This window comes from Streptomyces sp. NBC_01142, assembly GCF_026341125.1.
In the GTDB taxonomy this organism is placed as follows: domain Bacteria; phylum Actinomycetota; class Actinomycetes; order Streptomycetales; family Streptomycetaceae; genus Streptomyces.
Genome location: NZ_JAPEOR010000001.1, coordinates 2,008,260 through 2,030,345, shown reverse-complemented (window position 1 = coordinate 2,030,345; position 22,086 = coordinate 2,008,260). Strand labels below are relative to the sequence as shown.

The 22,086-nt window shown below is 70.2% G+C and carries 20 protein-coding genes; 6 read left to right on the top strand and 14 right to left on the bottom strand.

The genetic code is table 11. From position 1 onward, the window contains the following. Positions 1-42: 42 nt before the first annotated feature. From OG883_RS09315 to OG883_RS09285, 7 genes are all read right to left on the bottom strand, one after another. A complete protein-coding gene (locus tag OG883_RS09315) occupies positions 43-339 on the bottom strand; it encodes a hypothetical protein (protein ID WP_266537543.1) in 297 nt (98 codons plus the stop codon). After that, a complete protein-coding gene (locus OG883_RS09310; RefSeq protein WP_266537540.1) occupies positions 320-1,870 on the bottom strand; it encodes a hypothetical protein in 1,551 nt (516 codons plus the stop codon). The genes OG883_RS09315 and OG883_RS09310 overlap by 20 nt, the downstream gene beginning before the upstream one ends. After that, positions 1,867-3,372: a protein kinase family protein gene (locus OG883_RS09305; protein ID WP_266537536.1), complete on the bottom strand. Its 1,506-nt coding sequence runs from the start codon at positions 3,370-3,372 to the stop codon at positions 1,867-1,869. Before OG883_RS09305 ends, OG883_RS09310 begins: the two co-directional genes overlap by 4 nt. Continuing rightward, on the bottom strand, positions 3,353-5,326 hold the full coding sequence (locus tag OG883_RS09300) for an Hsp70 family protein (protein WP_266537534.1): 1,974 nt from the start codon (positions 5,324-5,326) through the stop codon (positions 3,353-3,355). Before OG883_RS09300 ends, OG883_RS09305 begins: the two co-directional genes overlap by 20 nt. Positions 5,327-5,345: 19 nt before the next feature. Further along, positions 5,346-5,792: a hypothetical protein gene (locus OG883_RS09295; protein WP_266537532.1), complete on the bottom strand. Its 447-nt coding sequence runs from the start codon at positions 5,790-5,792 to the stop codon at positions 5,346-5,348. A gap of 372 nt (positions 5,793-6,164) precedes the next feature. Then, positions 6,165-6,662, bottom strand: a complete 498-nt coding sequence (locus tag OG883_RS09290; protein WP_266537530.1) for a hypothetical protein — start codon at positions 6,660-6,662, stop codon at positions 6,165-6,167. A gap of 90 nt (positions 6,663-6,752) precedes the next feature. After that, complete coding sequence (locus tag OG883_RS09285; protein WP_266537527.1) at positions 6,753-7,265, bottom strand: hypothetical protein; 513 nt, start codon at positions 7,263-7,265, stop codon at positions 6,753-6,755. 262 nt (positions 7,266-7,527) lie between these two features. Here OG883_RS09285 and OG883_RS09280 point away from each other — a divergent pair, with 262 nt between their 5' ends. Both OG883_RS09280 and OG883_RS09275 read left to right on the top strand, forming a co-directional pair. Further along, positions 7,528-8,592, top strand: a complete 1,065-nt coding sequence (locus OG883_RS09280) for a nitrous oxide reductase family maturation protein NosD (protein ID WP_266537524.1) — start codon at positions 7,528-7,530, stop codon at positions 8,590-8,592. 34 nt (positions 8,593-8,626) lie between these two features. Further along, positions 8,627-9,715, top strand: a complete 1,089-nt coding sequence (locus OG883_RS09275) for a methyltransferase (RefSeq protein WP_266537521.1) — start codon at positions 8,627-8,629, stop codon at positions 9,713-9,715. A gap of 95 nt (positions 9,716-9,810) precedes the next feature. On the opposite strand, the gene OG883_RS09270 is transcribed toward OG883_RS09275, so the two are convergent. From OG883_RS09270 to OG883_RS09240, 7 genes are all read right to left on the bottom strand, one after another. Then, entirely contained in the window at positions 9,811-10,143 is a 333-nt protein-coding gene (locus OG883_RS09270; RefSeq protein ID WP_266537518.1) for a TcmI family type II polyketide cyclase, read from the bottom strand. Positions 10,144-10,172: 29 nt separating this feature from the next. Further along, entirely contained in the window at positions 10,173-10,655 is a 483-nt protein-coding gene (locus tag OG883_RS09265) for an SRPBCC family protein (protein ID WP_266537515.1), read from the bottom strand. A gap of 1 nt (position 10,656) precedes the next feature. Next, on the bottom strand, positions 10,657-10,914 hold the full coding sequence (locus tag OG883_RS09260; RefSeq protein ID WP_266537512.1) for an acyl carrier protein: 258 nt from the start codon (positions 10,912-10,914) through the stop codon (positions 10,657-10,659). A 16-nt stretch (positions 10,915-10,930) separates the two neighbouring features. After that, a complete protein-coding gene (locus tag OG883_RS09255; protein WP_266537509.1) occupies positions 10,931-12,181 on the bottom strand; it encodes a ketosynthase chain-length factor in 1,251 nt (416 codons plus the stop codon). Continuing rightward, positions 12,178-13,446 (bottom strand): beta-ketoacyl synthase, encoded by a 1,269-nt coding sequence (locus tag OG883_RS09250; protein ID WP_266537506.1) that lies wholly within the window; start codon positions 13,444-13,446, stop codon positions 12,178-12,180. The genes OG883_RS09255 and OG883_RS09250 overlap by 4 nt, the downstream gene beginning before the upstream one ends. After that, on the bottom strand, positions 13,443-13,904 hold the full coding sequence (locus tag OG883_RS09245) for a cupin domain-containing protein (RefSeq protein ID WP_266537504.1): 462 nt from the start codon (positions 13,902-13,904) through the stop codon (positions 13,443-13,445). The genes OG883_RS09250 and OG883_RS09245 overlap by 4 nt, the downstream gene beginning before the upstream one ends. 69 nt (positions 13,905-13,973) lie before the next feature. Further along, positions 13,974-15,095: a SchA/CurD-like domain-containing protein gene (locus tag OG883_RS09240; protein ID WP_266537503.1), complete on the bottom strand. Its 1,122-nt coding sequence runs from the start codon at positions 15,093-15,095 to the stop codon at positions 13,974-13,976. A 266-nt stretch (positions 15,096-15,361) separates the two neighbouring features. Between OG883_RS09240 and OG883_RS09235 the strand changes: the two genes are divergently transcribed. From OG883_RS09235 to OG883_RS09220, 4 genes are all read left to right on the top strand, one after another. After that, entirely contained in the window at positions 15,362-16,990 is a 1,629-nt protein-coding gene (locus OG883_RS09235) for an FAD-dependent monooxygenase (RefSeq protein WP_266537501.1), read from the top strand. 256 nt (positions 16,991-17,246) lie between these two features. Next, positions 17,247-17,900 (top strand): TetR/AcrR family transcriptional regulator, encoded by a 654-nt coding sequence (locus tag OG883_RS09230; protein WP_266537499.1) that lies wholly within the window; start codon positions 17,247-17,249, stop codon positions 17,898-17,900. A gap of 151 nt (positions 17,901-18,051) precedes the next feature. Then, complete coding sequence (locus OG883_RS09225) at positions 18,052-19,755, top strand: acyl-CoA dehydrogenase family protein (RefSeq protein ID WP_266537491.1); 1,704 nt, start codon at positions 18,052-18,054, stop codon at positions 19,753-19,755. 254 nt (positions 19,756-20,009) lie between these two features. Continuing rightward, complete coding sequence (locus OG883_RS09220; RefSeq protein WP_266537488.1) at positions 20,010-22,067, top strand: phosphocholine-specific phospholipase C; 2,058 nt, start codon at positions 20,010-20,012, stop codon at positions 22,065-22,067. The last annotated feature ends 19 nt before the right edge of the window (positions 22,068-22,086 follow it).

The window sequence follows — 22,086 nt, the reverse complement described above, 5'->3', positions numbered from 1 at the left end:
TTGCGGACACGAGAGCGGTGTGCCCGGGACGGAGAAGGGGCCTCAGTCCGAGGCCTCTGTTCCGTCGCGGGGTTCGGGCACGCTGCCGAGCGCGTGCTCGGCCAGCTCCCGGCAGAGCAGATACTCGGCCTCCTGGTCCACCTTCACCATGAGGAGCAGCACCCGGGCCAGCGAGGCCTGTTCGAAGAGCTGCTCCTCGTCCGCCGCGGGACGGTGCTCCACGGGCGCGAGCCGGTCGAGCAGCCCGGCGTGGTCCGCCGTACGGCGTCTGCCGGGCAGGAGACCGGCCAGACGCCGGGGCACGGCCCCGTTCGGCCGGCTAGGCACGATCCTGGTCATCAGGCTCCTCGGGCAGCAGGATCTGTCCGGTACTGGTGATGAGGTTGCGCTCGGCGCCGTGCAGGACCTCGGCGCCCTCGACGTACACCGAGGACGCCTGCTCGAGTTCGTCCAGCAGCTCGCGCACGGCGCCGCGTGCGGGGTCGTCGTCGGCGAGATCCCGGAGTCTCGGGTACAGGATGAGTTCGACGCGGCTGCGGAGCGCCGCCGAGCGGCGCCGGTGGTCGTCCAGCGGGACCCGCTGGTTCGGAACGGCCCCGTCCTCGAGGTCGCCGGGGTCCCCGAACCGGGTGAACTTCGCCTTGAGGCGCCGGTACTGGGCCCGGTTCTCCTCCGAGCCTTCGGGATCGTCGTGGAGCTCCTCCACGAGGACGCGGAAGCGCGAGATGGCGTCTCCCTCCCCGCCGAGCGCGCGCTCGCGCTCCATGAGGTCCAGCACCTCGGGCAGCAGGATGCCCTTGGCCAACCCGGTGCCGCTCTCCAGCACGGCGAGGGCCCCTTCGCGCTCGGACTGGTCCAGGGCGAAGTAGTAGCGGACCAGGCCGTCGACGAGGCAGGCGTCACCGAGTTCGGGGTCGGCCTCGCGCAGCGCGTCCCCCCGCCGCCTCAGCTCCCCGAAGTCGGCCGCCGACGGTGCCCCGGACAGGGCGGGCCTGAGCAGCCATTCCCGCAGGAGCGTCAGGAGCCTCAGCAGCGCGATGCCGGTGCGCAGGAGCTCCGCCGTGCCGTCTTCCGGAGGGTTCTGCTCCACCTCCTCCGCCAGGTGTCCCAGCCATTCGCCCAGCCGCTGGGGGTCGCCGTCCGCCCAGTCGCAGACGAGCAGCCCCAACTCGGCCTCCACAGTCGGCAGTCCCCGCTCGGCGGACCGCTTCCGCGCGTCGCCGAACGCGGCTCGGGCCTCGTCGGTCCGCCCGTCGAACACCGCCTGGACGCCCTTGACAAGCTGGAGGTCGTTGACCTCGGGCGGGATCTTCTCGGTGAGTTCGCCGAGTTCCCGGACCCGGTCGAAGTGGTGCAGGGATCCGTCGGTCTCCCGCCGCCGCCAGTGCCCGGCGGCCAGCTGGAGGTGGGAGATGGCGGCGATGCGGCGGCTCTGCGGGCGGGCGTCCAGGAGGTCGCGGTGCTCGGTGTAGAGATCGGTGACGCGGTCGTGGTTCTCCAGCCGCGCCTGCACCCACAGCTCCAGGTAGGCGGTGTGTTCGGTGCGGCCCTCGGCGGTGATCAGCTCGTCGAGCACGGTCGCGGCGGCACCGTAGCGGGCGGGTTCGTACGTCCCCAGCATCGCCCGCACATGGGCCTGCGCGAACCGGATCCGGCCGAGCGCCCGTCCCCGGGGCCCGGCGTTGAGCGCCTGCCCGAGCAGCCGGTCGGCCCGCTCCAGCTCGTCTCGGTCGTCGCTGTCGAGCAGGGCCAGGGACTGCTCGTACGGCAGCCGCCACAGGCTCGGCAGCACCACGAGGAAGTACGCGGCGCTGGCCACCGTCGACAGGAACAGCAGCGGAAGGACGCCCGCCAGCAGAATCGTGATCACGTGCCCGTCTCCCCGCCCCGTGCCTCGTGCAGATCTCGTACGAAGTCCGCGTACCGCATGCCGTGTTCATGGATGTCGCGCCGGTCCATCCGGCCGCTCTCCCGGATGCGGCGCAGTCCCGCCTTGACCTGGTCGGCGATCTGGGCGGCGGCTTCGAGGCGGCCGAGCCTCAGGAAGGTCTCGGCGTAGTCGAGCATGAGGTCGAAGCGCCACCACATCAGCGTGTCCCCGTCGTGCAGCCAGTGGTGCACGAAGGCGCTGGCCTCGACCAGTTCGCCCTGGCCGATGAGGCAGCGGGCCATCTCGTGAGCGTGTTCCCGGCGCGATTCGGGCGGCAGGCGGTCGAAGGCCGCGCGGGCCGTCGCATGGAGCCGGTGGGCGAAGGAGCCGTTGGTGGCCCCGGCGAGCCGGCCCTGGACGACGGACCACAGGCCGCCGATGATCGACAGCTGTGCCGCGTAGGCCTGACTGCGCTCCGGGTCCGCCTGTACCGCGCGTTCCAGCAGCGACAGCGCCTCCAACGGCTCCCCCAGATCCTGGTGGGCGATCTCGGCCGCGAGGAGCAGCAGCGGGGAGCCCGGCTGGTCGACCAGCGCCGCGTGGGCGAGCCCAACGGCCTTGCGGGGTTCACCCGCGGCCCGGAGGGAACGTACCGCCGTCAGCGGGTCCATCGCGCGTCGTGCCTGATCGAGGGCGTCGGCCAGCTGCCACGGATCCGCGTCGCCGGACCCCGCGGCCCGGGGGCCGGTGAGGTCGCACAGTTGTTGCAGCACCTTCCGCACCGGCTCCACGCGGCGCATCCACGAAGGCAGCCGGCCATCGCGCCGCTGGTCCCCGAACACGGCGGCACAGGAGGTCCGTTGGAGGAGCCGCTCCGTGTCGTCGTACGGCAGTGTCCCGAAGCAGCGCAGCGCCGCGACGCCCAGCGCGTACAGGTCGGGGGCGCGGCCGCCGGACGGCAGGCCGCGTACCGCCTCGGGCGTCAGATGAGCCACCCGCTCCGGCTCGGCGAAGACCTGTCCGAGGGAGGGGGAGCCCCAGGCCGGCAGCGGCAGCAGCAGCGGCCGGTGCCCGGCGAGCACGGTGTCGGCGGGCAGCGGCACCAGGCCGGTGCCCATCGCCTCGCGCCAGCCCGGAAGTGCCCGGATCACGTCGGCCACGGAGGCGAGCCGACGGGTCGGTTCGGGCTCGGCGACCGCGTCGGCGAGGCTGCGCTCGGCGTCGGTCTCGTAGCAGACGATCTGGTACCAGCGGTCCGCGAACTGCCGCTGCTCGCCCCGCTCTCCGGGCACCACCGGGACGAGGTCGGGGCGACGCGGCCGCGTCTGCCAGGCGAGCAGCTCGGACCGCTGCTCGCCGCTGATCTCCTCGACCGGGATGAGCCGGTACCAGCGGCGCCGCCGCGGTGCGCGGTAGAGCGAGCCCCACCAGCCGACCCCCGCGTACTCGGCCTCGAGTTCCTCCTCGATGACCTCTCTTCGCTCACCGACGACTGTCGTCATACGCGTCCTCGAGCCGGTCGGCGAACTCGTCCAGCGTGTCCTCGTCCGCACCTGCGCCCACCGCGTCCACGAACGCGCGCAGGGACTCGGTGAGCGAGGCCGGCGCCTGCCCGTCCCGCGCCGCCCGGAGCGCCTTCTTGACCAGGCGCCGGTACTCCGCCGGTACGCTGCCGGGGTCGATCTCCGCGGCGGGTGCGGACGCGGGCGCCGGGACCGCTGCGGCTTCCGGCACCGTCTCGGTCACCGGCGGGGGAATCGTGAACGCCTGCTCTCCGGCATCCAACTGCCGCGCGTCGGCGGGCTTCGCGCCGCCCGGAGCCCCGGCCGGCCTGACGGTCGCGTACAGCTTCACCAGGGCCGCGCGCCGCTCCGCCAGCTCGCTGAGGTGGCCGATGTTGGTGGCCTGCTCGAAGGATGCCTTGTACTCCCGCCCGGTGTTGGCGTGGGTGACCTGCACTTCGAGCAGACCGTCCACCGTGAGGGAGAACTCGACCTCGAACTGGTGGTACCCCTCCGGGCGGGGCTCGATGTCGTCGAGGTGGATCGTGCCGACCAGGGTGTTGTCGTAGATGTACGCGCCCTCGCCCTGGTAGACGGCCGCCTCGATGCGGTGGGCCTGCTCCGGATTCGCGTACGACTTCACCTTGCGGGCCGGGATCTTGGTGCCCCGGTCGATCAGCTTGTCGAACTTCCCCTGCTGGACCCCGACGCCCAGGGTGTGCTCGGTGATCAGTGTGACCGTGTAGTCCTGGCCATCCGCGGACCGCTCGCCGGCCGGCCCGGACTCCAGGTCGAAGACGGGTGACGGCTCGAACCGGTAGGCCATGATCGCCGCACCCCTGGCGACCAGGGTGTCGGGATTGGCGTCGCCGCGTACGAACCCCTCGTCCTGGTCGAAGTGGTCGAGCAGCATCTGCTTGACCTGGGGGATGCGGGTGGAACCACCCACGAGCAGCACCGCGTTGATGTCCTCGCGCCGCACGCCCTTCGCCTCGGCCAGGCGCAGGGCTTCGCCGACCTCGCGCAGGGACCGGGCGAGGATCGGCTGGATCAGCGCTTCGAGGGTGGCCCTGTCGAGCTCCAGGGGCGGGATTGAGTTGCCGAGGTCGATGGTCGTGCTGCTGCGCAGGGACAGTTCGCGCTTCGCGGCCTCCGCGGCCGCCTTGATCCGCAGCCGTTCGGTGCCCTTCGGCAGCGCCTCGCCCAGCTCCCCAAGGATCCACTCGACGACGGCGTCGTCGAAGTCGCCGCCGCCCAGCCGCTGGTCACCGGCGGTCGCGATGACCTCGATCTCGTCGTTCTGGGTCTGGATGATCGACACGTCGAACGTGCCGCCTCCCAGGTCGAAGACCAGATAGATCTGCTTCTCGGATTCGGCGCGGTCGACCCCGTAGGCGATGGCCGCAGCGGTGGGCTCGGGAATGAGCTGGCGGGGATAGAGGCCGGCCAGCAGCGCCGCCTCCTCGGTGGCCTTCTTCTGCCGTTCCATGAAGTACGCGGGTACGGTGATCACCGCGTCGTGGACCTCTCCGCCCAGCGTCTGCTCGGCGATCCGCTTCATCCGCATGAGTACCAGCGCGCTGATCTCCTGCGGGCGCAGCCACTCGCCGCCGAGCCTGGCCCGTACGGGGTCGCCCTCCGCGTGGACGCCGGCCGCGCCGAAGTGGCTCAGCAGCTCGGGGGTGAAGACCGCCCCCATCTCCCGCTTGATCTCCACCAATGTGTCGCCGGCGCCCGGCCCTTCGCTGATGGCATCCTTGGCGTCGTGTCCGACCACGAGCGTGCCGGTGCCGGGATCGAGCCGCACGGCCGAGGGTGTGGCGACGGCTGCGGCCCCCTCGCGTTCGGGGTCGGCGAGGATGGTCGGGGCGAACTCGTCGGGGTGGTAGGCGGAGACGGCCGAGTAGGTCGTGCCGAGGTCGATGCCGATGACCCGGTGCAGCTCATCGTCCATGGGGAGGTCCTCCGGGGAGTCACTCGTCGGCGAAGCCGTCGAGCAGGTGCGAGCGGGTGAAGTCGCCGGTGAAATCGGTTCGGGTCGTGTCCGCCGGGGGGTGGACACTCTCGCCGGCGGCCGTCAGGAAGGCCTCGATCTCCCGGCGCAGCACGGTCAGACCGGCGTCCCTGTCGTCGAGGACCGGTTGCCAGGTCGGCTCGAGGCGCAGGAGCGGGAGCGGTGGATGGCGTGCGTCGTGCACGGCGCGGGCTTCGGCGTTCTCCAGACCGGCGGCATGGGCGGCGGCAATCTCTTGCTCGCCGGCGCCGCGCGCCTTGAGCCGAGCGTCGTACCGGGCGGCCGCCGCGCGGATCTCCTCCGCTGTGGCCTCGGGCGGTACACCGAGGCGCGCGTACTCGGTCGATCTGGGAACAACCATGGGCAGCGTGAACAGCGCCCCGCCGCTCATGTCGGCATCGGGCATCGCAACAGCCCCCGTTCACAAACGCTACGCAGCGAGGGACGAGCCCCAGTGACGGACGCCCGTGCTCGACGCGGTCTTCGTACACGCCGCACGACCGTGTGCGGCCGTGACGTGTGGTCGATTCTAGGGGCGTGTCGAGCGACCCGCCGCTGATCTGCAGCAGTCGCGGCAACTCGGATGACAATGGCCGGAATTGACTCCTCGACGCCCCTCCGGAAGTCCCGCCGGGCGGCCCCGTACACCCTGCGGTCGAGCTGCTCGTACGGCAGCGGAACCCGGCCGGGGCAGCACGGCATCCGGAGACCGTCGTTCACCGCGACGGTGGCCGGATCTGTCGCCCGGACGTTGCGGAAGCACATCCTCCGAGTCGGCTCAGCTCCGGAAACCGGTCCGCCGGGACCCGGGTGGCCACAGCACGTCGACCGTCACTCCGGCCGCCCGTGCCGCGGCCACCGTGTCCGCGGTGCCGCCGCCACGCCCCGAGGGCACACTGCCGTCCCACACCGCCAGCAGCCGGTCCGCCCCCTGCAACAGGCGGACGTTGGCCGCCTCGTAGGCGCCGGGACCCGCATGCTCGTACGGCATGACGGTCACGTCCGCGGCGGCGTCCCGCAAGGCGTCGAAGCGCGGAAGGTCATCGGGGCGCACCACCGCTTCCCGGTAGTCCCGGGACGGGATGATCACCGACAGCCGCCCTCCGAGCGCGAGCAGCTCCTCGGCGAAGAGGCAGTCGGCGCCGCGTGCCAGGCACGAGCGCCCCGCGAGGGCGCCGCCGCGGAAGCCCGACAGCAGTGCGTGGAGGCCTTCACGGATGGGCCCGGTGGCCTGTGCGGCCAGATCCATATGGCCGGTGACGGCGATCGTGGTCATTCGGCACCACCCTCCCGGACCTGCGGACTGGCGTCGAACACTACCCGCGGGCCCTCGGTGGCGCCGAGAGCCGGCCGTCCCTGGTACGCGTCACAGCGCCAGGGCGGCGAAACCCATGAGGTAGGCGCCGGCGAAGATGACGGGGACCCAGCGTTCGACGTGGGTCAGCGGCAGATAGACGCGCCAGTCCCGTCCCTCGTCCAGCGCCCGCCACTCGGCGGCCGAGAAGGCACGGGTCGGCAGCCGGTCCTCGAGGCCCCCGATCACCTTCCACTTCCCGTCGTTCAACTGCCGGTAGGAGCGGACGGTGAACCACCAGGCGGCGCACATGGCCAGCAGGACCAGCAGCCCCGCCAGGAGCAGCAGGACCGGCAGGCCGTCCCGGTCCGCCCGCGACAGCCATGCGCCGAGGAAGGCGACGAGGCCGCCGTTGAACGTCAGGAAGAACGTGTTGGCCAGGTTGCGGCGGCCGCTGACCCGGTCGGCCATCTCCACGCACAGTTTGTACTGCTCGAACACCGCCGCCTGGTACGGCGCGGACCCCTCGCGATAGTCGGAGACGGTGACGTCGTCGTTCCACAGCGAGTCGCTGATCTCGGCCATGGCGGCATCATTCCCCAACCTCCGGCCCCCGCACCACCGGTTCTGGACGAGGGCAGCACTCCTCGCCATGACAGCCATCCGTCACACCTCCCGGTTTCGGACAGCTGGGCCCGGCCGCCTTCCGCCACCGAGCGAGCGCGCTCACCCCAGCCCGGCCGGAGATAAACGCGCCAAGCCTTTTCTGCGCCGACCTGGCCCACGGAATGTATCCATCCGCTCACTCCGTGTGGCGAGTGGGAAAGATCGCCCATAACTTCGGCTCATGACGAAACGACAGATCACGTCCCTCGCTTGCGCCGCCGTCGCCATCGCCTCAGGACTGGGCGCAGCCGCGCCGTCCACCGGCGCTGTCCCCCACGTGGTGCATCCGGGCGAATCAATCCAGAAAGCGGTGGATGCCGCCAGGCCGGGTGACACCATTTTCGTTGCACCCGGCACCTACCGGGAGAGCGTCCTTGTCACCAAGGCGAACCTGACCCTGCGCGGGGCGGGTTCCTCGACCGTGATCAAGCCGGCGTCGGCCACCGCGCGGGCCGCGAACACCTGCGCGAAGAGCGGCAACGGCATCTGTGTGACCGGCACGGCGAAAAAGGCCGTCAGCCGTGTCACCATCCGCTCGCTGACGCTCACGGGCTTCAAGAAGAGCGGCGTCTGGGCCTCGGCGACCGACCGGCTCACCGTCACAGGGGTGACCGCGAAGAAGAACGGGGTCTGGGGCATCGCCCAGCAGCTGTCCACCCGGGGGGTGTTCCGGAACAACATCGTCCGGGACAACGGTGACGCTGCCATCTTCATCGCGAACACGGTCGACAAGGAGGGCGGAGCGACGGACACCAAGGGGGCGGTGGTCGCGGGCAACCTGCTGAGCGGGAACCGGATCGGAGTCACCATCAGGCGGGTCAGAAACCTCTCCGTCCACAACAACATCGTGACCGCGAACTGCGCCGGGGTGTTCGTCGTGGGCGACGAGTCGAAGCCCGCCGCGGGAGACATGACCATCCACCACAACAGGGTCTTCAAGAACAACAAGTACTGCGCCGCCAACAGCCGGCTCCCTTACCTCCAGGGCTCCGGCATCGTCCTCACCGGCTCGGAGTCCACCCTCGTCCGCGCGAACCAGGTCCTGGACAACGTCGGCGCCTCACCGCTGTCGGGTGGAATCGTCCTGTTCAAGAGCTTCGTCGGCGCCAGCAACACCGACAACGTCATCAGAGACAACCAGGTGCAGGGCAACAAACCGGCCGACCTGGCCAACCAGGGTAACGGAACGAGCAACACGTTCGTCCGCAACGAGTGCCTGGCTTCCAAACCCGCAGGGATGTGCTGACCAGCGTTCCCCTCACCAGGAGAATTGAGGCGGTATGACCACCGTAAGTCCCAGCCCCACCACCACTCACACCCCTCTCCCCATCACCACCCACGCCCCCCTCCCCAGCCCCACTCCCCCGCCGGCCATGCGTCTGAGGGAGCTCGTCTTCGGGGCGGCGTGTGCCGCGGCCGTACGCGCTGCCGCCCGGCTGGGCGTGGCCGACGCGCTCGGCGACACACCTGCCACCGCGGAGGACCTCGCCGCGACGTTGCACACCGAACCACAGCCCCTGCGCCGGCTGCTCCGCGCCCTGTCCTGCTACGGCATCTTCGTCGAGACCGAGGACGGGACGTTCGCCCACACGGACATGTCCCTGATGCTGCGTGACGACGATCCCAACAGCCTTCGGTACATCGCCCTGTGGTGCACGGAGCCGTGGACGTGGGACGTCTGGCCGCGGCTCGACGAGGCGGTGCGTTCGGGCGGGAGCGTCTTCCACGATGTGTACGGCAAGGGGTTCTTCGACTATCTGCACCAGGACGCACATGAGTCGGCCCATGTGTTCAACCGGGCCATGACCACATCCAGCATGCAGTCGGCACTGGACGTCGCTGAACTCCTCGACCTCACCGGTGTTTCGGTGGTCGCGGACATCGGGGGCGGCCAGGGACATGTGCTCGCGAGTCTGCTGGAGAAGCATCCTGCCGTACGGGGCACCCTGCTCGATCTGCCCGGTGTGGTGGCGAAGGCCGACCCGCGGCTGAGTGACGGCGGCTCACTCGCGGAGCGCGTACGGATCGTTCCCGGGGACTGCCGCCTCGGCATCCCCGTCGAGGCGGATCTCTACATCATCAAGAACATCCTGGAGTGGGACGACGAGAGCACCCGCAGGACTCTGCGGAACATCGTCGCGGCGGCCCGGCCGGGAGCCAGGGTCGTGGTCATCGAGAATCTCGTCGACGACACTCCCTCGATGAAGTTCACCACGGCCATGGACCTGCTTCTGCTGCTCAACGTCGGCGGCGCGAAGCACTCCCGGGCCAGCCTGGTGGACCGGATGACGCAGGCCGGTCTGCTGGTCGGCGAGGTCCGGCCGGTCAACGCGTATCTGCACGCGTTCGAGTGCGTCATCCCGGGCTGATCCGCATCAGGACTGCTCCAGGCACCGCATCAGGACCCGCAACCACGAGATCGCCCCGAGCCCGGCACTGAGCCGGGCTCGGGGCGATCGTCGTATCAGGCGGTGGCGTCGCGCTGCCACCGGTAGAACTGGTGGGCCATCGCGTCCTTCGGGCTCCGCCAGGTCTGCGGATCGTACGGACTGACGAAGGCGGTGAGCTTGTCGCTGATGTCCTTGAACGCCGGGTGTTCCGTCACCTTGGCGATCGCGGGACCGGGAGGCCTTTCGGACTCGATCAGATGCAGATACACATCGCCGAACTGGAAGAGGCTGCGCCGGGTGACTCCGACGAGGTGCGGCAGTTCACCGGTGTCGGAGGCTGCGAACAGCTCGGCGATGTCCGGCGCCGATTCCGGCGCCATCCGGGCGACGATCAGAGCTTGGTGCATCGGGGAGTTCCCTTTCCTTGCCCGGGGGCTCAGTTGGAGGGGAGAACCGCGGCGCTGCGGCTCTCGCGTTCGCGCTGCTCGATCTTGTCCCGGATCAGCGCCATCTGGACCTTGGAGTTGCGGTTGATGTTGTCGGTCATCCAGGCGTCGTCGACCGGGGCGTCCGGCTTCATCGCGAAGTCCTGCCGCCAGTGCATCCGGGTGCCACCGGGGACCTCCGAGTACTCCCAGTGGATGTCCATGCGCTCGAAGGGGCCCGTCTCGACCCGGCGGGCCCGTACCTTCCGGCCCTTGCGGTCGGTCGTCCGCTCCGACACCCAGCTCCAGATCTTGCCGTTCTCGTCGGGGTGCATGGTCAGGCGGAACGTCGTCGTTTCGCCCTCCCGGGAGAGGACCTCGACCGAGGCGTACTCGCTGAACAGGCTGGGCCAGTTCTCGAGATCGTTGGTCATGTCCCAGACGAGGTCCAGAGGGGCCGCGACGGTGATTTCGTTCTCGGTGTGTCCGGGCACATCAGGCTCCAGTCATGAGGGTGTTGTTGACGAGGTCGAGGAACTCCCGCGGGGTCTTGCAGCGGTCCGCGTCCGGGGGCAGGGGCCGACCGTGCCGGTTCTCCAGTTCGCCGACGATGCCGAGCAGACCCAGCGAGTCCAGGCCGAACTCGTCGAAGCGCGCGTCGGGGCGGCCCGCGAGGTCGACGGGGTCGACGGTGAGGCCGGCGCCCTTCTTCATCAGGGCGGCCAGTTCTTCGATGGTCAGTCGATCGGTCATGAGGGACTTCTCCTTCTCACGAGGGGGTGTCGATGGCGCTGCGCAGCACCAGCGCCGCGTTCGAGCCCATGAGCCCGCGGCTCAGCACCAGCGCCGTCCGCAGCTCTGCGGACCTGGCCCGGCCGGTCACGACGTTGAGGTCGTGGCACACGTCGAAGACATTGGGCGTGGGCGGTATGAGGCCGTGTTCCATGGACAGCACCGCGGCGGCCGTGTCGAGCACGGGGCCCCCGCAGTACGCCCGGCCGGTGCCGGTCTTGGGTGCCGTCACCGGTACCCGTCGGCCGTGTACGCCCAGCGCGTCGGCGATCGCCAGCGCTTCTGCACGGTCGGCCTCCGGTACGCCGAGCGCGTCCGCGAAGATCACGTCGATCTCCTCCGGCGCGCAGTCGGCCTCCTGCAGTGCGCCGCGGATGGCGCGGGCCAGCCCCTCCCGCGACTGCTCCCACTGGGAGGGCCCGGTGAAGGTCGCGGCGTGACCCGCCACGTAGGCGCGGGCCCTGGCACCGCGGCGGCGGGCCGCGTTCTCCTCCTCGACCACGAGCATCGCGCCGCCTTCGGCAGGCACGAAGCCGCAGGCGTCGGAGGTGAAGGGCCGGTAGGCACGCGCCGGGTCCTCGCTGGTACTCAGGTCCTGGTACCCGAGCTGGCAGACGACCGAGTACGGCGCGAGAGGGGCTTCCGCGGCACCGACCACGACCGCGTCGGTGCCCCGGCGCACGGCCCTGGCGGCGTGCGCGAAGGCGTCGAGTCCGCCTGCTTCGTCGCTGGCAACGACGCCGCACGGCCCCTTGAAACCGCCGCGGATGGATATCTGGCCGGTGCTCGCGGCGTAGAACCAGGCGATGGACTGGTACGGGCCGACAAAGCGCGAGCCCTGTCCCCACAGCCGCTGCAGTTCGCGCTGTCCGAACTCACCGCCGCCGGATCCGGCGGCGGTCACCACCCCGACAGCGAAGGGCGAGCCTTCGTAGTCGGCGCGGCCGAGCCGGGCATCGTCCATGGCGAGATCGGCCGCGGCCATCGCGAAGTGCGTGAACCGGTCGGTCTGGACGAGATAGCGCTCCTCGATCAGCTCACCCGGGTCGAAGGCGCGTACCTCACCCGCGACGCGGAGCGGCAGATGCTCGCACCCCGGGCGGGTGACCCGGTCGAGGACGCTGATGCCCTCCTGAGTGGATTTCCAGAAGATGTCGGTGCCGGCGCCGTTGGGGGCGATGACGCCGATGCCGGTGACGACCGTGCGCCGATCTTGCCGGGAGCTCATTGTGTCCTCCCATTTGGTCGGGTCATGACGACCGCGGACTGGAAACCGCCGAAGCCGCTGCCCACGGAGAGCACGCTGTTCAGCTTCCGGGAGCGGGCGGTGCGCGGCACGTAGTCGAGGTCGCATTCGGGGTCGGGGGTGTCGTAGTTCGCGGTCGGCGGCACCACCTGGTGGTCGATGGCCAGGACGCAGGCGACGAGTTCGATCGCCCCGATCGCGCCCAGCGAGTGGCCCACCATGGACTTGATCGAGCTCATGGGCGTCCTGTAGGCGTGGTCGCCCAGTGAGCGTTTCACCGCGGCCGTCTCGTGGCGGTCGTTCTGCTTGGTGCCGGAGCCGTGCGCGTTGACGTAGTCGATCTGTGTGCCGTTGATACGGGCGTGGTCGAGGGCGGTGTTGATCGCCTGGGCCATCTCCAGGCCCTCGGGGGTCAGTCCCGTCATGTGGTAGGCGTTTCCGAAGGTGGCGTAGCCTCCGATCTCGCAGTACACCCGTGCGCCGCGGGCGCGGGCGTGTTCCAGGTCTTCCAGTACGAGGACGGCGCCGCCCTCGCCCATGACGAACCCGTCCCGGTTGGCGTCGAACGGCCGTGAGGCATGGGCCGGATCGTCGTTGTTCGGCGAGGTCGCCTTGATCGCGTCGAAGCACGCCACCGTGATCGGGGAGATGGGCGAGTCCGACGCACCGGCTATGCAGACATCGACCCGGCCGTCCTGGATGGACTGGAAGGCGTACCCGATCGCGTCGAGTCCCGAGGTGCAGCCGGTGGAGACGGTCTGCACCGGACCGTGGGCGCCGACCTGCTCGGCCACCGCGGAGGCCAGAGAGCTCGGCGAGAACGCCCGGTGCAGATGGGGTTCGGCCGGGTGGTGGTCCACGTCCCAGTACGCGCCGTTGCTGCTGACGGCCACGTAGTCGTGCTCCAGGCGTGTGGTGCCGCCGACCGCGGTGCCCAGGGACACCCCGATGCGCCAGGCATCCTCCTTCTCGGGGTCGAGACCGGCGTCATGCACCGCCTCCCGGGCGGCCACCAGAGCGAACTGGATGTACCGGTCCGACCGTGCCACCTGCTCCTGGTCCAGACCGTTGGCCGCAGGGTCGAAGTCCACCTCGGCAGCTATGCGTGAGCGGAAGCCCTCCGGGTTGAAGAGGGTGATGCCCCGCGTCGCCGTGCGGCCGTTGGCGAGCAGATCCCAGAACGCCGGGGCGCCGACTCCGCCCGGGGCGACGATACCGACCCCGGTGACCGCCACCCGCCGGGTCATGAAACGGCCCCAGTCCGTTCCGGCGGCCGGCCTTGCTCGGCGCTTTCGGGGTGCCCTGAGGCATCGGTGTGCTCGGTGGGTTCGGTGTCGACATGCCCGAGCTCCGGGCGCGGAGCCAGCGGGCCGAGGTGGAAGACCATACGGGCCTCCACATCGCCGACGTTACGGAACCGGTGACGTACGTTCAGCGGGATCATGAGGCCCTGGTCGGGGCGCATCGAGTGCGTCTCCCCGTCCAGATCCACTTCGAGGAGCCCGCTCACGACGTACACGAACTCCTCGGAGTACGGGTGGTAATGCTCGCCGATGCGGTCACCGGGCTGCACGATGGCCAGGCCCATGAAGCCGCTGGTGGCACCCACGGCGGTCGGGGTGAGCATGGCGCGCAGGTCGCCTCCGCGCCTGCGGTTGGGCTGGGTCTCACTGAGGTCCACAATGCGTGGGCGGTGCGTGGTCATGACTGCTTCCTCCAGGTGGCTTGGCCCCGACGGCTTGGTCGCGTGGCCACGTCGGTCCGGGCGCTCGGGTCAGGATTCGGGTTCGGCGGACCTGTCAGTGATCAGTTGCATGTCGGAGCGCGCGAGGAAGCGCGCCATCTCCTTGTCGGTGGCCGGCATGCCGCCCTGCGGGGTGGCGAGCAGACGGGCGAACATGGCCGCCTTCCGAGGGCCGCTGACGCCGAGCGCCAGGGCTGGATGCGCGTCGAGCGGGCCGCTCAGATCGATGAGCCGGACGACGATGTCGTCGCGCTGGAAGATGGTGCTGCTGCTGATGGGACTGTCGGGACTGTCTGCCGCCACCTCGTCCTGCTTGGCGAGCAGCTTGGCCAGGGCCATCCCGCAGCCCTCCTTGGCCGGGTAGTACAGCGCGTGCCGGTGTGCGTCGGCGGGGTAGGGGCCGTCGGCCGCCACGTGGTGCACCGCCGGGAGAGCGGCCCGGGTGAAGAACATCCGGGCGGAGTCGGAATCGTTGAGGTCCCGGTGCTGCTCCAGATACGGGTTGATGGCTTCCTCGACGGCCCTGACCTCGGGCTGGCGGGCCACATGGCGCAGTGCGGCCAGCAGGTCGCCCTGTACCTCGATGGCCCGTACGACGCGGTTGCCGTGCATGAAGAGCGAGGTGCGGCACAGCCGGGTGTTCTCGTCGACCTGGGCCGCCGGGGAGGTGTACCCGGCCAGGATCTTCGCGACCTCCTTCTCGCTGCCCGGCTTGACCGTGAACGTCAGGGCGTGGCGGACCACTCCGTCCCCGAGCCGGGGCGAAGCCTGGAGCCGGCGCTTGAGCTGATCGGGTGCTTCGCTGAAGAACTCTCCTGTCTCCCGCAGGACGCTGAACCGCAGCGACCGGGTGTCGCGTACGCAGCTGTGCAGCGGCTGGACGGTCTCGACGTGCTCCTCGCTGTTCACCCAGGCAAGGAAGGGCGGTGCGCTCTCCCATTCGCTGGTGATCAGCCACTGCGACGGGTTCTCGATCGACTGGCACAACTGGTCACTGATGTGACCGGGGACCGATGCCACCTGGTTGCGCAAGTGCTCGTACGCGTCGAGGAACTCCTTCTGGGCACCGTCGTGAAGATCAAGCAACAGGACGACCCGAAGCCTGGAGCCGTCGAACGCGGATTGCGATATCCGCTCCGAAAGGGTTGTCATCTTTCACACTCCTTTTCACGACAGCGCGGCCGCCACTTTCACGTGGCCCCTCGGCAGTCATTCGGTGGATCCGCCCGGACCAAGCGCCCTGCGGATGCGTACGGTCCGCCCCCCATGTCTCGGAGACGCTCCCGGAACCGATCGTGGTCCGGTACCACGAGTGGCGCGAGAGATGAGAACCAAGCGGGTGAATGCGCGAGCGAACAGCTCCCGCACCGGGCATGGAGATTCCATTCCCCCTAGGGCGGCAGGAGCTGGAACACCTGATGAAAGACAACGTCGACCACTACGTACCGGTCCTCATCGTGGGCGGGTCCCTGGTGGGCCTGTCCACCTCGCTGTTCCTGGGCCGGCACGGCATCAGGCACCTGTTGATCGAGAAGCACGCGGGCACCTCCATGCACCCGCGCGGACGCGGAAACAACGTGCGGACGATGGAGCTGTTCCGGGGCGCCGGTGCGGAGAAGGAGATCCGGCAGGCCGCCTCGATCCTCGCGGAGAACCACGGCATCCTGCAGGCGGGCTCGCTCACCGGCGACGACCAGGAGTGGCTGTTCAAAGAGATCGACCCCGGTGGTGCGCTCGCGCGCTTCAGCCCGACCGGGTGGTGCCTGTGCAGTCAGAACGACCTCGAACCCGTACTGCTGTCCTGCGCCCGTGAGCAGGGCGGTGACCTGCGGTTCTCCACCGAGCTGATCTCGTTCACCCAGGACGCGGACGGCGTGACGGCGACGATGAGGAGCCGCGAGACCGGGGAGCAGAGCATCATCCGCTCGGAGTACCTCGTCGCGGCCGACGGGCCGCGCAGCCCCATCCGGGAGCAGCTCCACATCGGCCAGACCGGCCCCGGCGACCTGTTCCACAACGTGAGCATCACCTTCCGTTCCCGGCAGCTCGCGGACGTGCTGGGAGACCGGCGCTTCATCGTCTGCTACCTCACCAACCCGGAGGCGGACGGAGCCCTGCTGCCGGTGGACAACCGGGAACAGTGGGTGTTCCACGCGCCCTGGCACCCCGACCGGGGCGAGACGCTCGAGGACTTCACCGACGAGCGGTGCATCGAGCACATCCGCCGGGCAACGGGCGTACTGGATCTCGATGTCGAGATCACCGGAAGGGCCCCGTGGCACGCGGCGGAACGCGTCGCGGAGCGGTACTCCTCGGGCCGGGTCTTCCTCGCCGGGGACTCCGCCCACGAGATGTCCCCCACCGGGGCGTTCGGTTCCAACACCGGTATCCAGGACGCCCACAACCTGGCCTGGAAGCTCGCGGCGGTGCTGGACGGCTGGGCGGGCCCCGAGCTGCTGGAGACGTACGGCTCGGAGCGGCAGCCGGTGGCGCGGGCGACGAGCGAGCGCGCCTCGTCCCGCTCCGCCGAGCACAGCCACCCCGGGTACGCACCCGCCATCACCCCGGGCGGCCGCCAGGGCGGGATCCTCACGGTGGCCATGGGCTACACCTATCCGAACGGCGCCGTCCTGGGCGTCGACCCCGAACAGCCCGTCGTACCCGACCGGATGCAGCTGACGGGCGCTCCGGGCAGCCGGGCCCCGCACCTGTGGCTCGGCAGGGCCGGGGGGCGGGTCTCCACCCTGGACCTGTACGAGCGGTCCTTCGTGCTGCTCAGCGCCACCGACACACCGTGGCGCTCGGCGGCGCGGAAGATCGCCGAGCGGCTGTCCGTACCGCTGGAGGCGTATGCGATCGGTACGGGGCCGGACGCCGATCTCACTCCCGAGAGCGGGGCCGACTGGGCGCAGGCGCACGGAACGACGAGCGAAGGGGCGGTGATCATCCGTCCGGACGGCTTCGTGGCCTGGCGTTCGGTGGACACCGTGCCCGATGCACCGGCGACGCTTCATGAGGTCATGACCAGGCTGCTGCGCCTGGCCTGAGAAACGGCGTACGGCTGAAGAACGCGCAGAGACCGGCGGGCACTGGGCCCGCCGGTCTCTGCGCGTTCTGTGGATCCCCGGCTCCGGTCCCGGCCGCGGTTCCCGCCCTGGTTCCGGTCCCGGTCCCGGCCGCGGTCCCGGTCCTGGTCCTGGTCCTGGTTCCGGCTCGGGTTCGGGTTCGGGTTCGGGGCGTTGCGTGCCGCGGGCAGAGGTGGTTCAGTGACAACTCAAGATATGAATCGAGGTTCAGAGCATCATGGTCTACCGGCCCACCGCCCGTACGGAGGCGACGCGGCTCGCCCACCGTGAGCGGCTGCTGGCCGCGGCACGAGGGCTGCTCGCCGAGGGCGGCTACGCGGCGGCGAGCATCTCCGCGCTGGCCGAGCGGGCCGGCGTGGCCACCGGCAGCGTCTACAACCACTTCGGCTCCAAGCAGGAGCTGCTCGCCGCGGTCTTCCGGCACATCGCCGGGCACGAACTCACCGCCGTGCGGGAGGCGGTGGACGCGCAGCACGACGCGGCTGCCCGGCTGCGGGCGCTGGTCGAGGTCTTCTCGTACCGGGCGCTGCGGGCACCGCGCACCGCCTGGGCGCTGCTCGCCGAGCGGGTGGACCCGCTCGTCGAGACCGAGCGCCTGACCTACCGGCGCGGCTACCACACCGTTGCCGAGCAGACCATCGCGGCGGGCGTCGCCGCAGGTGAACTGCCCGCGCAGGACGCCCGGCTGTCCGCCGCCGCCGTGATCGGGGCGATCAGCGAGGCGCTGCTCGGCCCGCTGTCCCCGGTCGGTGACCGTACCGAGCCGGGCCCGACGGTGGAGTCCATCGCCGCGCTCTGTCTGCGGGCGGTCGGCGCCCCGCCGGACGTGACCAGCAGACGTGACCAGCAGGACGTGACCAGCAGGACGTGACCAGCAGGACGTGACCAGCAGGACGTGACCAGCAGGACGTGGCCGGACGTGACCAGCCATGGGCAACCGGCCGCACGTGACCTGCGGGACGTGACCGGACCGATGCAACCCGTCAGATCCGGCCGGCCCGCCGACTCGGAGAGGAACCGCCATGACGGCGACCGCCCACCCCACCGGCCCCCGGCCGGGCGCCCCCGCACCCCACCTCACCCATGCCGTGCTCAACCAGGTGCCGCGCCGGGCCGGTGTCGACGAGTACGGCACGAATCTGCCCCTCGCGCAGGGCGTACGGCAGTACGGCGCGGCCTGGCACGAGCCGGAGCTGCACGAGATAGGCACCCTGGTCGGCTCCGGGCAGTTCCAGGAGTGGGCCGAGGTGTCGCACACGTCCCCGCCCGAGCTGCGCACGCACGACCGGTACGGCAACCGGGTCGACGAGATCGACTTCCACCCCGCGTACCACGAGGTGATCGGCGCCGCGGTGCGGCACGGCGCGCACACCTCGGCCTGGGCCGACCCCAGGCCCGGGGCGACGGTCGCACGAGCGGCGACCTTCATGCTCTTCGCGCAGATCGAGCCGGGCCACGCCTGCCCGACGTCCATGACGCACGCCGTCGTCCCGGTTCTCCAGCGCGACCCTGAGGTGGGCAAGGACTGGCTGCCCGGCCTGTTCAGCCGCTCCTACGATCCGCGCCCGATCGCCCCCGGCCTCAAGCAGGGGCTCATGTTCGGCATGGGGATGACGGAGAAGCAGGGCGGCTCCGACGTACGGGCCAACACCACCCTGGCCGTACCGGTGCCCTCCGACCCCGACGGCCGGGTCCATCTGCTCACCGGCCACAAGTGGTTCTTCTCGGCCCCGCAGTCCGACGCGTTCCTGGTACTGGCCCAGGCCGACGCCGGGCTCACCTGCTTCCTGGTGCCCCGGGTGCTGCCCGACGGCACGCGCAACACGGTCCGCGTCCAGCGGCTGAAGAACAAGCTGGGCAACAAGTCGAACGCCTCCTCCGAGGTGGAGTTCGACGGCACCTGGGCGCTGCGGGTCGGTGAGCCGGGACGTGGTGTGCCCACCATCATCGAAATGGTCAACCACACCCGGCTGGACTGTGTGCTCGGCACCACCGCGGGCATGCGCCAGGCACTGACCGAGGCCGTGTGGCATGCCCGCCACCGCCACGCCTTCGGCGCCCGCCTGGTCGACCAGCCCGCCATGACGGCAGTCCTCGCCGACCTGGCACTGGAGACGGAGGCCGCGACCTGGACCGCCCTTCGGCTGGCGCACGCGTACGAGGCCGGCAGCGGCGAGTCCGAGGTGATGTTCCGGCGGCTGGCCACCGCGGTCGCGAAGTACTGGATCTGCAAGCGCGGCCCGCACCACGCCTACGAGGCCCTGGAGTGCCTGGGCGGCAACGGCTACACCGAGGACTGGCCGCTGGCACGCCGCTACCGCGAGCAGCCCCTGCTGTCGATCTGGGAGGGCTCGGGAAACGTCATCGCGCTCGACGTGCTGCGAGGCATCGCCAAGACCCCCGCCTCGCTGGACGCCTTCTGGGCCGAGCTGGGGCAGACCGCGGGAGCAAGCAGCGTGCTCGATGCGCATCTGAAGCGCGTCCAGCAGGAGCTGGCACAGGATCTGCGCGATCCGGTCGCGGCGCAGACACGGGCGCGGGCGACGGTCGAGGGCATGGCACTGGCCCTGCAGTCCTCACTGATGCTCCGGCACGCGCCCGCTCCGGCGGCGGAGGCGTTCATCGCGGCCCGCCTCGGCGAGAGCCGTGGCCATCAGTACGGCACCCTGCCGCGCGGCACCGACGCCGCCGCGATCGTGGAACGTCACGCCGAGGGCAGCGTCTGAATGAACCGAGCCCAATCCGAACCGAAACCGAACGGGTGAGCCGAAACTGAACCGGCTGAATCGAAACCGAACCGGGTGAACCGGACCAACCCCACCGGGTCCGGACCGGCGGGACGAGGGCACATCCGGCCGACCGGGCTTTTCGTGACACGTACCGCGCTCTTTCATGCTGACGACACCGCCCCTTCCCTTCCCGTGGGTCCTCTTGGACACTCGCTTACTCTGCTTTCTCACACCCAAGAGGCCCCACACTCATGCCTGAACTCAATCGGCGGCGCTTCCTCCAATTCGCCGGCACCACCGCGGGATTCGCGGCCCTGTCGAGCAGCATCGACCGCGCCGCCGCCATCCCCGCCAGTCGCCGCTCCGGCACCATCGAGGACGTCGAGCACATCGTCGTGCTGATGCAGGAGAACCGCTCCTTCGATCACTACTTCGGCTCACTCAAGGGCGTACGCGGATTCGGTGACCCCCGCCCGGTGACCCTGCCCGGCGGCAAGTCGGTCTGGCACCAGCCGAACGGCAGCACGGACGTGCTGCCCTACCACCCGGACGCCGAGGACCTCGGCATGCAGTTCATCGCGGGGCTCGACCACGACTGGGCGGGCGGCCACAAGGCCTGGAACAACGGGAAGTACGACCAGTGGATACCCGCCAAGTCCCCGGGGACGATGGCGTACCTGACCCGCGAGGACATCCCGTTCCACTACGCGCTGGCCGACGCGTTCACCGTGTGCGACGCCTACCACTGCTCGTTCATCGGGGCCACCGACCCCAACCGCTACTACATGTGGACGGGCCACACGGGCAACGACGGCAAGGGCGGCGGGCCCGTTCTCGGCAACGACGAGGCGGGATACGGCTGGACGACGTACCCGGAGCGCCTCGAGCGGGCCGGGGTCTCATGGAAGATCTACCAGGACATCGGCGACGGCCTGGACACGGCCGGCCACTGGGGCTGGATCGAGGACGCCTACCGCGGCAACTACGGCGACAACTCGCTGCTGTACTTCAACACCTACCGGGGCGCCAAGCCCGGCGATCCGCTCTACGACAAGGCGCGCACCGGCACCGACGTGAAGAGCGGCGACGGCTACTTCGACCACCTCAAGGCCGATGTACAGGCGGGCAGGCTCCCGAAGATCTCCTGGATCGCCGCACCGGAAGCCTTCACCGAGCACCCCAACTGGCCCGCGAACTACGGCGCCTGGTACATCTCCCAGGTACTGGACGCTCTCACCTCCAACCCCGAGGTGTGGGCCAGGACCGCGCTCTTCATCACCTACGACGAGAACGACGGCTACTTCGACCACGTCGCCCCGCCCTATCCGCCGGCCTCCGCCGCCCAGGGTCTGTCGACCGTGGACACCTCACTCGACCAGTTCCGCGGCAACAGCAACTACGCCGCCGGGCCGTACGGTCTCGGCCAGCGCGTCCCCATGCTCGTCGTCTCCCCCTGGTCCACCGGCGGCTACGTCTGCTCGGAGACCTTCGACCACACCTCGATCCTGCGGTTCATGGAGCGACGGTTCGGCGTGGCCGAGCCGAACATCTCGCCCTGGCGCAGGGCCATCTGCGGCGATCTCACCTCGGCCTTCGACTTCGACCTCACCGACACGAAGCCCGCCTCACTCCCGGACACCGACGGATACGAGCCGCCGGACCACGAGCGGCACCCCAGCTATGTGCCGAAGCCTCCCGCCGGCCCCGTTCTGCCCAAGCAGGAGAAGGGGTCGAGGCCGGCGCGACCGCTGCCGTACGCACCGCTGGTGGACGGGGCCTCGACGCCCTCGACGGGGCGCTACACGCTCACCTTCAGCGGCGGCGAGGCGGCCGGGGCGTACTTCTCCGTCACGTCCGGCAACCGCACGGACGGCCCCTGGACCTACACCGCCGCGGCCGGCAAGAAGCTCTCCGACACCTGGAACACGGCCTATTCGAAGGAGGTGTACGACCTGTCGGTCTACGGCCCGAACGGCTTTCTGCGCACGTTCAAGGGCCACGGCACCACCGCGGGCCCCGAAGTGACCGCCCGTCACCTCGCGGCCGGTGGCCGCCTCGAGCTGACCATGACCAACGCGGGCAGCGCCGACTGCCGGCTCACTGTCGGCAATGCCTACGGTGGGGAGAGCGAGACATTCACTGTCCGCAAGGGCGGACAGGTCGTACACACCGTGGATCTGCGCGGCAGCAAGCGCTGGTACGACCTGTCCGTGGTGTCCGACACGGACAGCAGGTTCCTGCGCCGGTTCGCCGGGCACGTCGAGAACGGCGAGTCCGGCGTGAGCGACCCGGCGATCATCACCGCCTGACGTCGGTCCAACGGCCGGG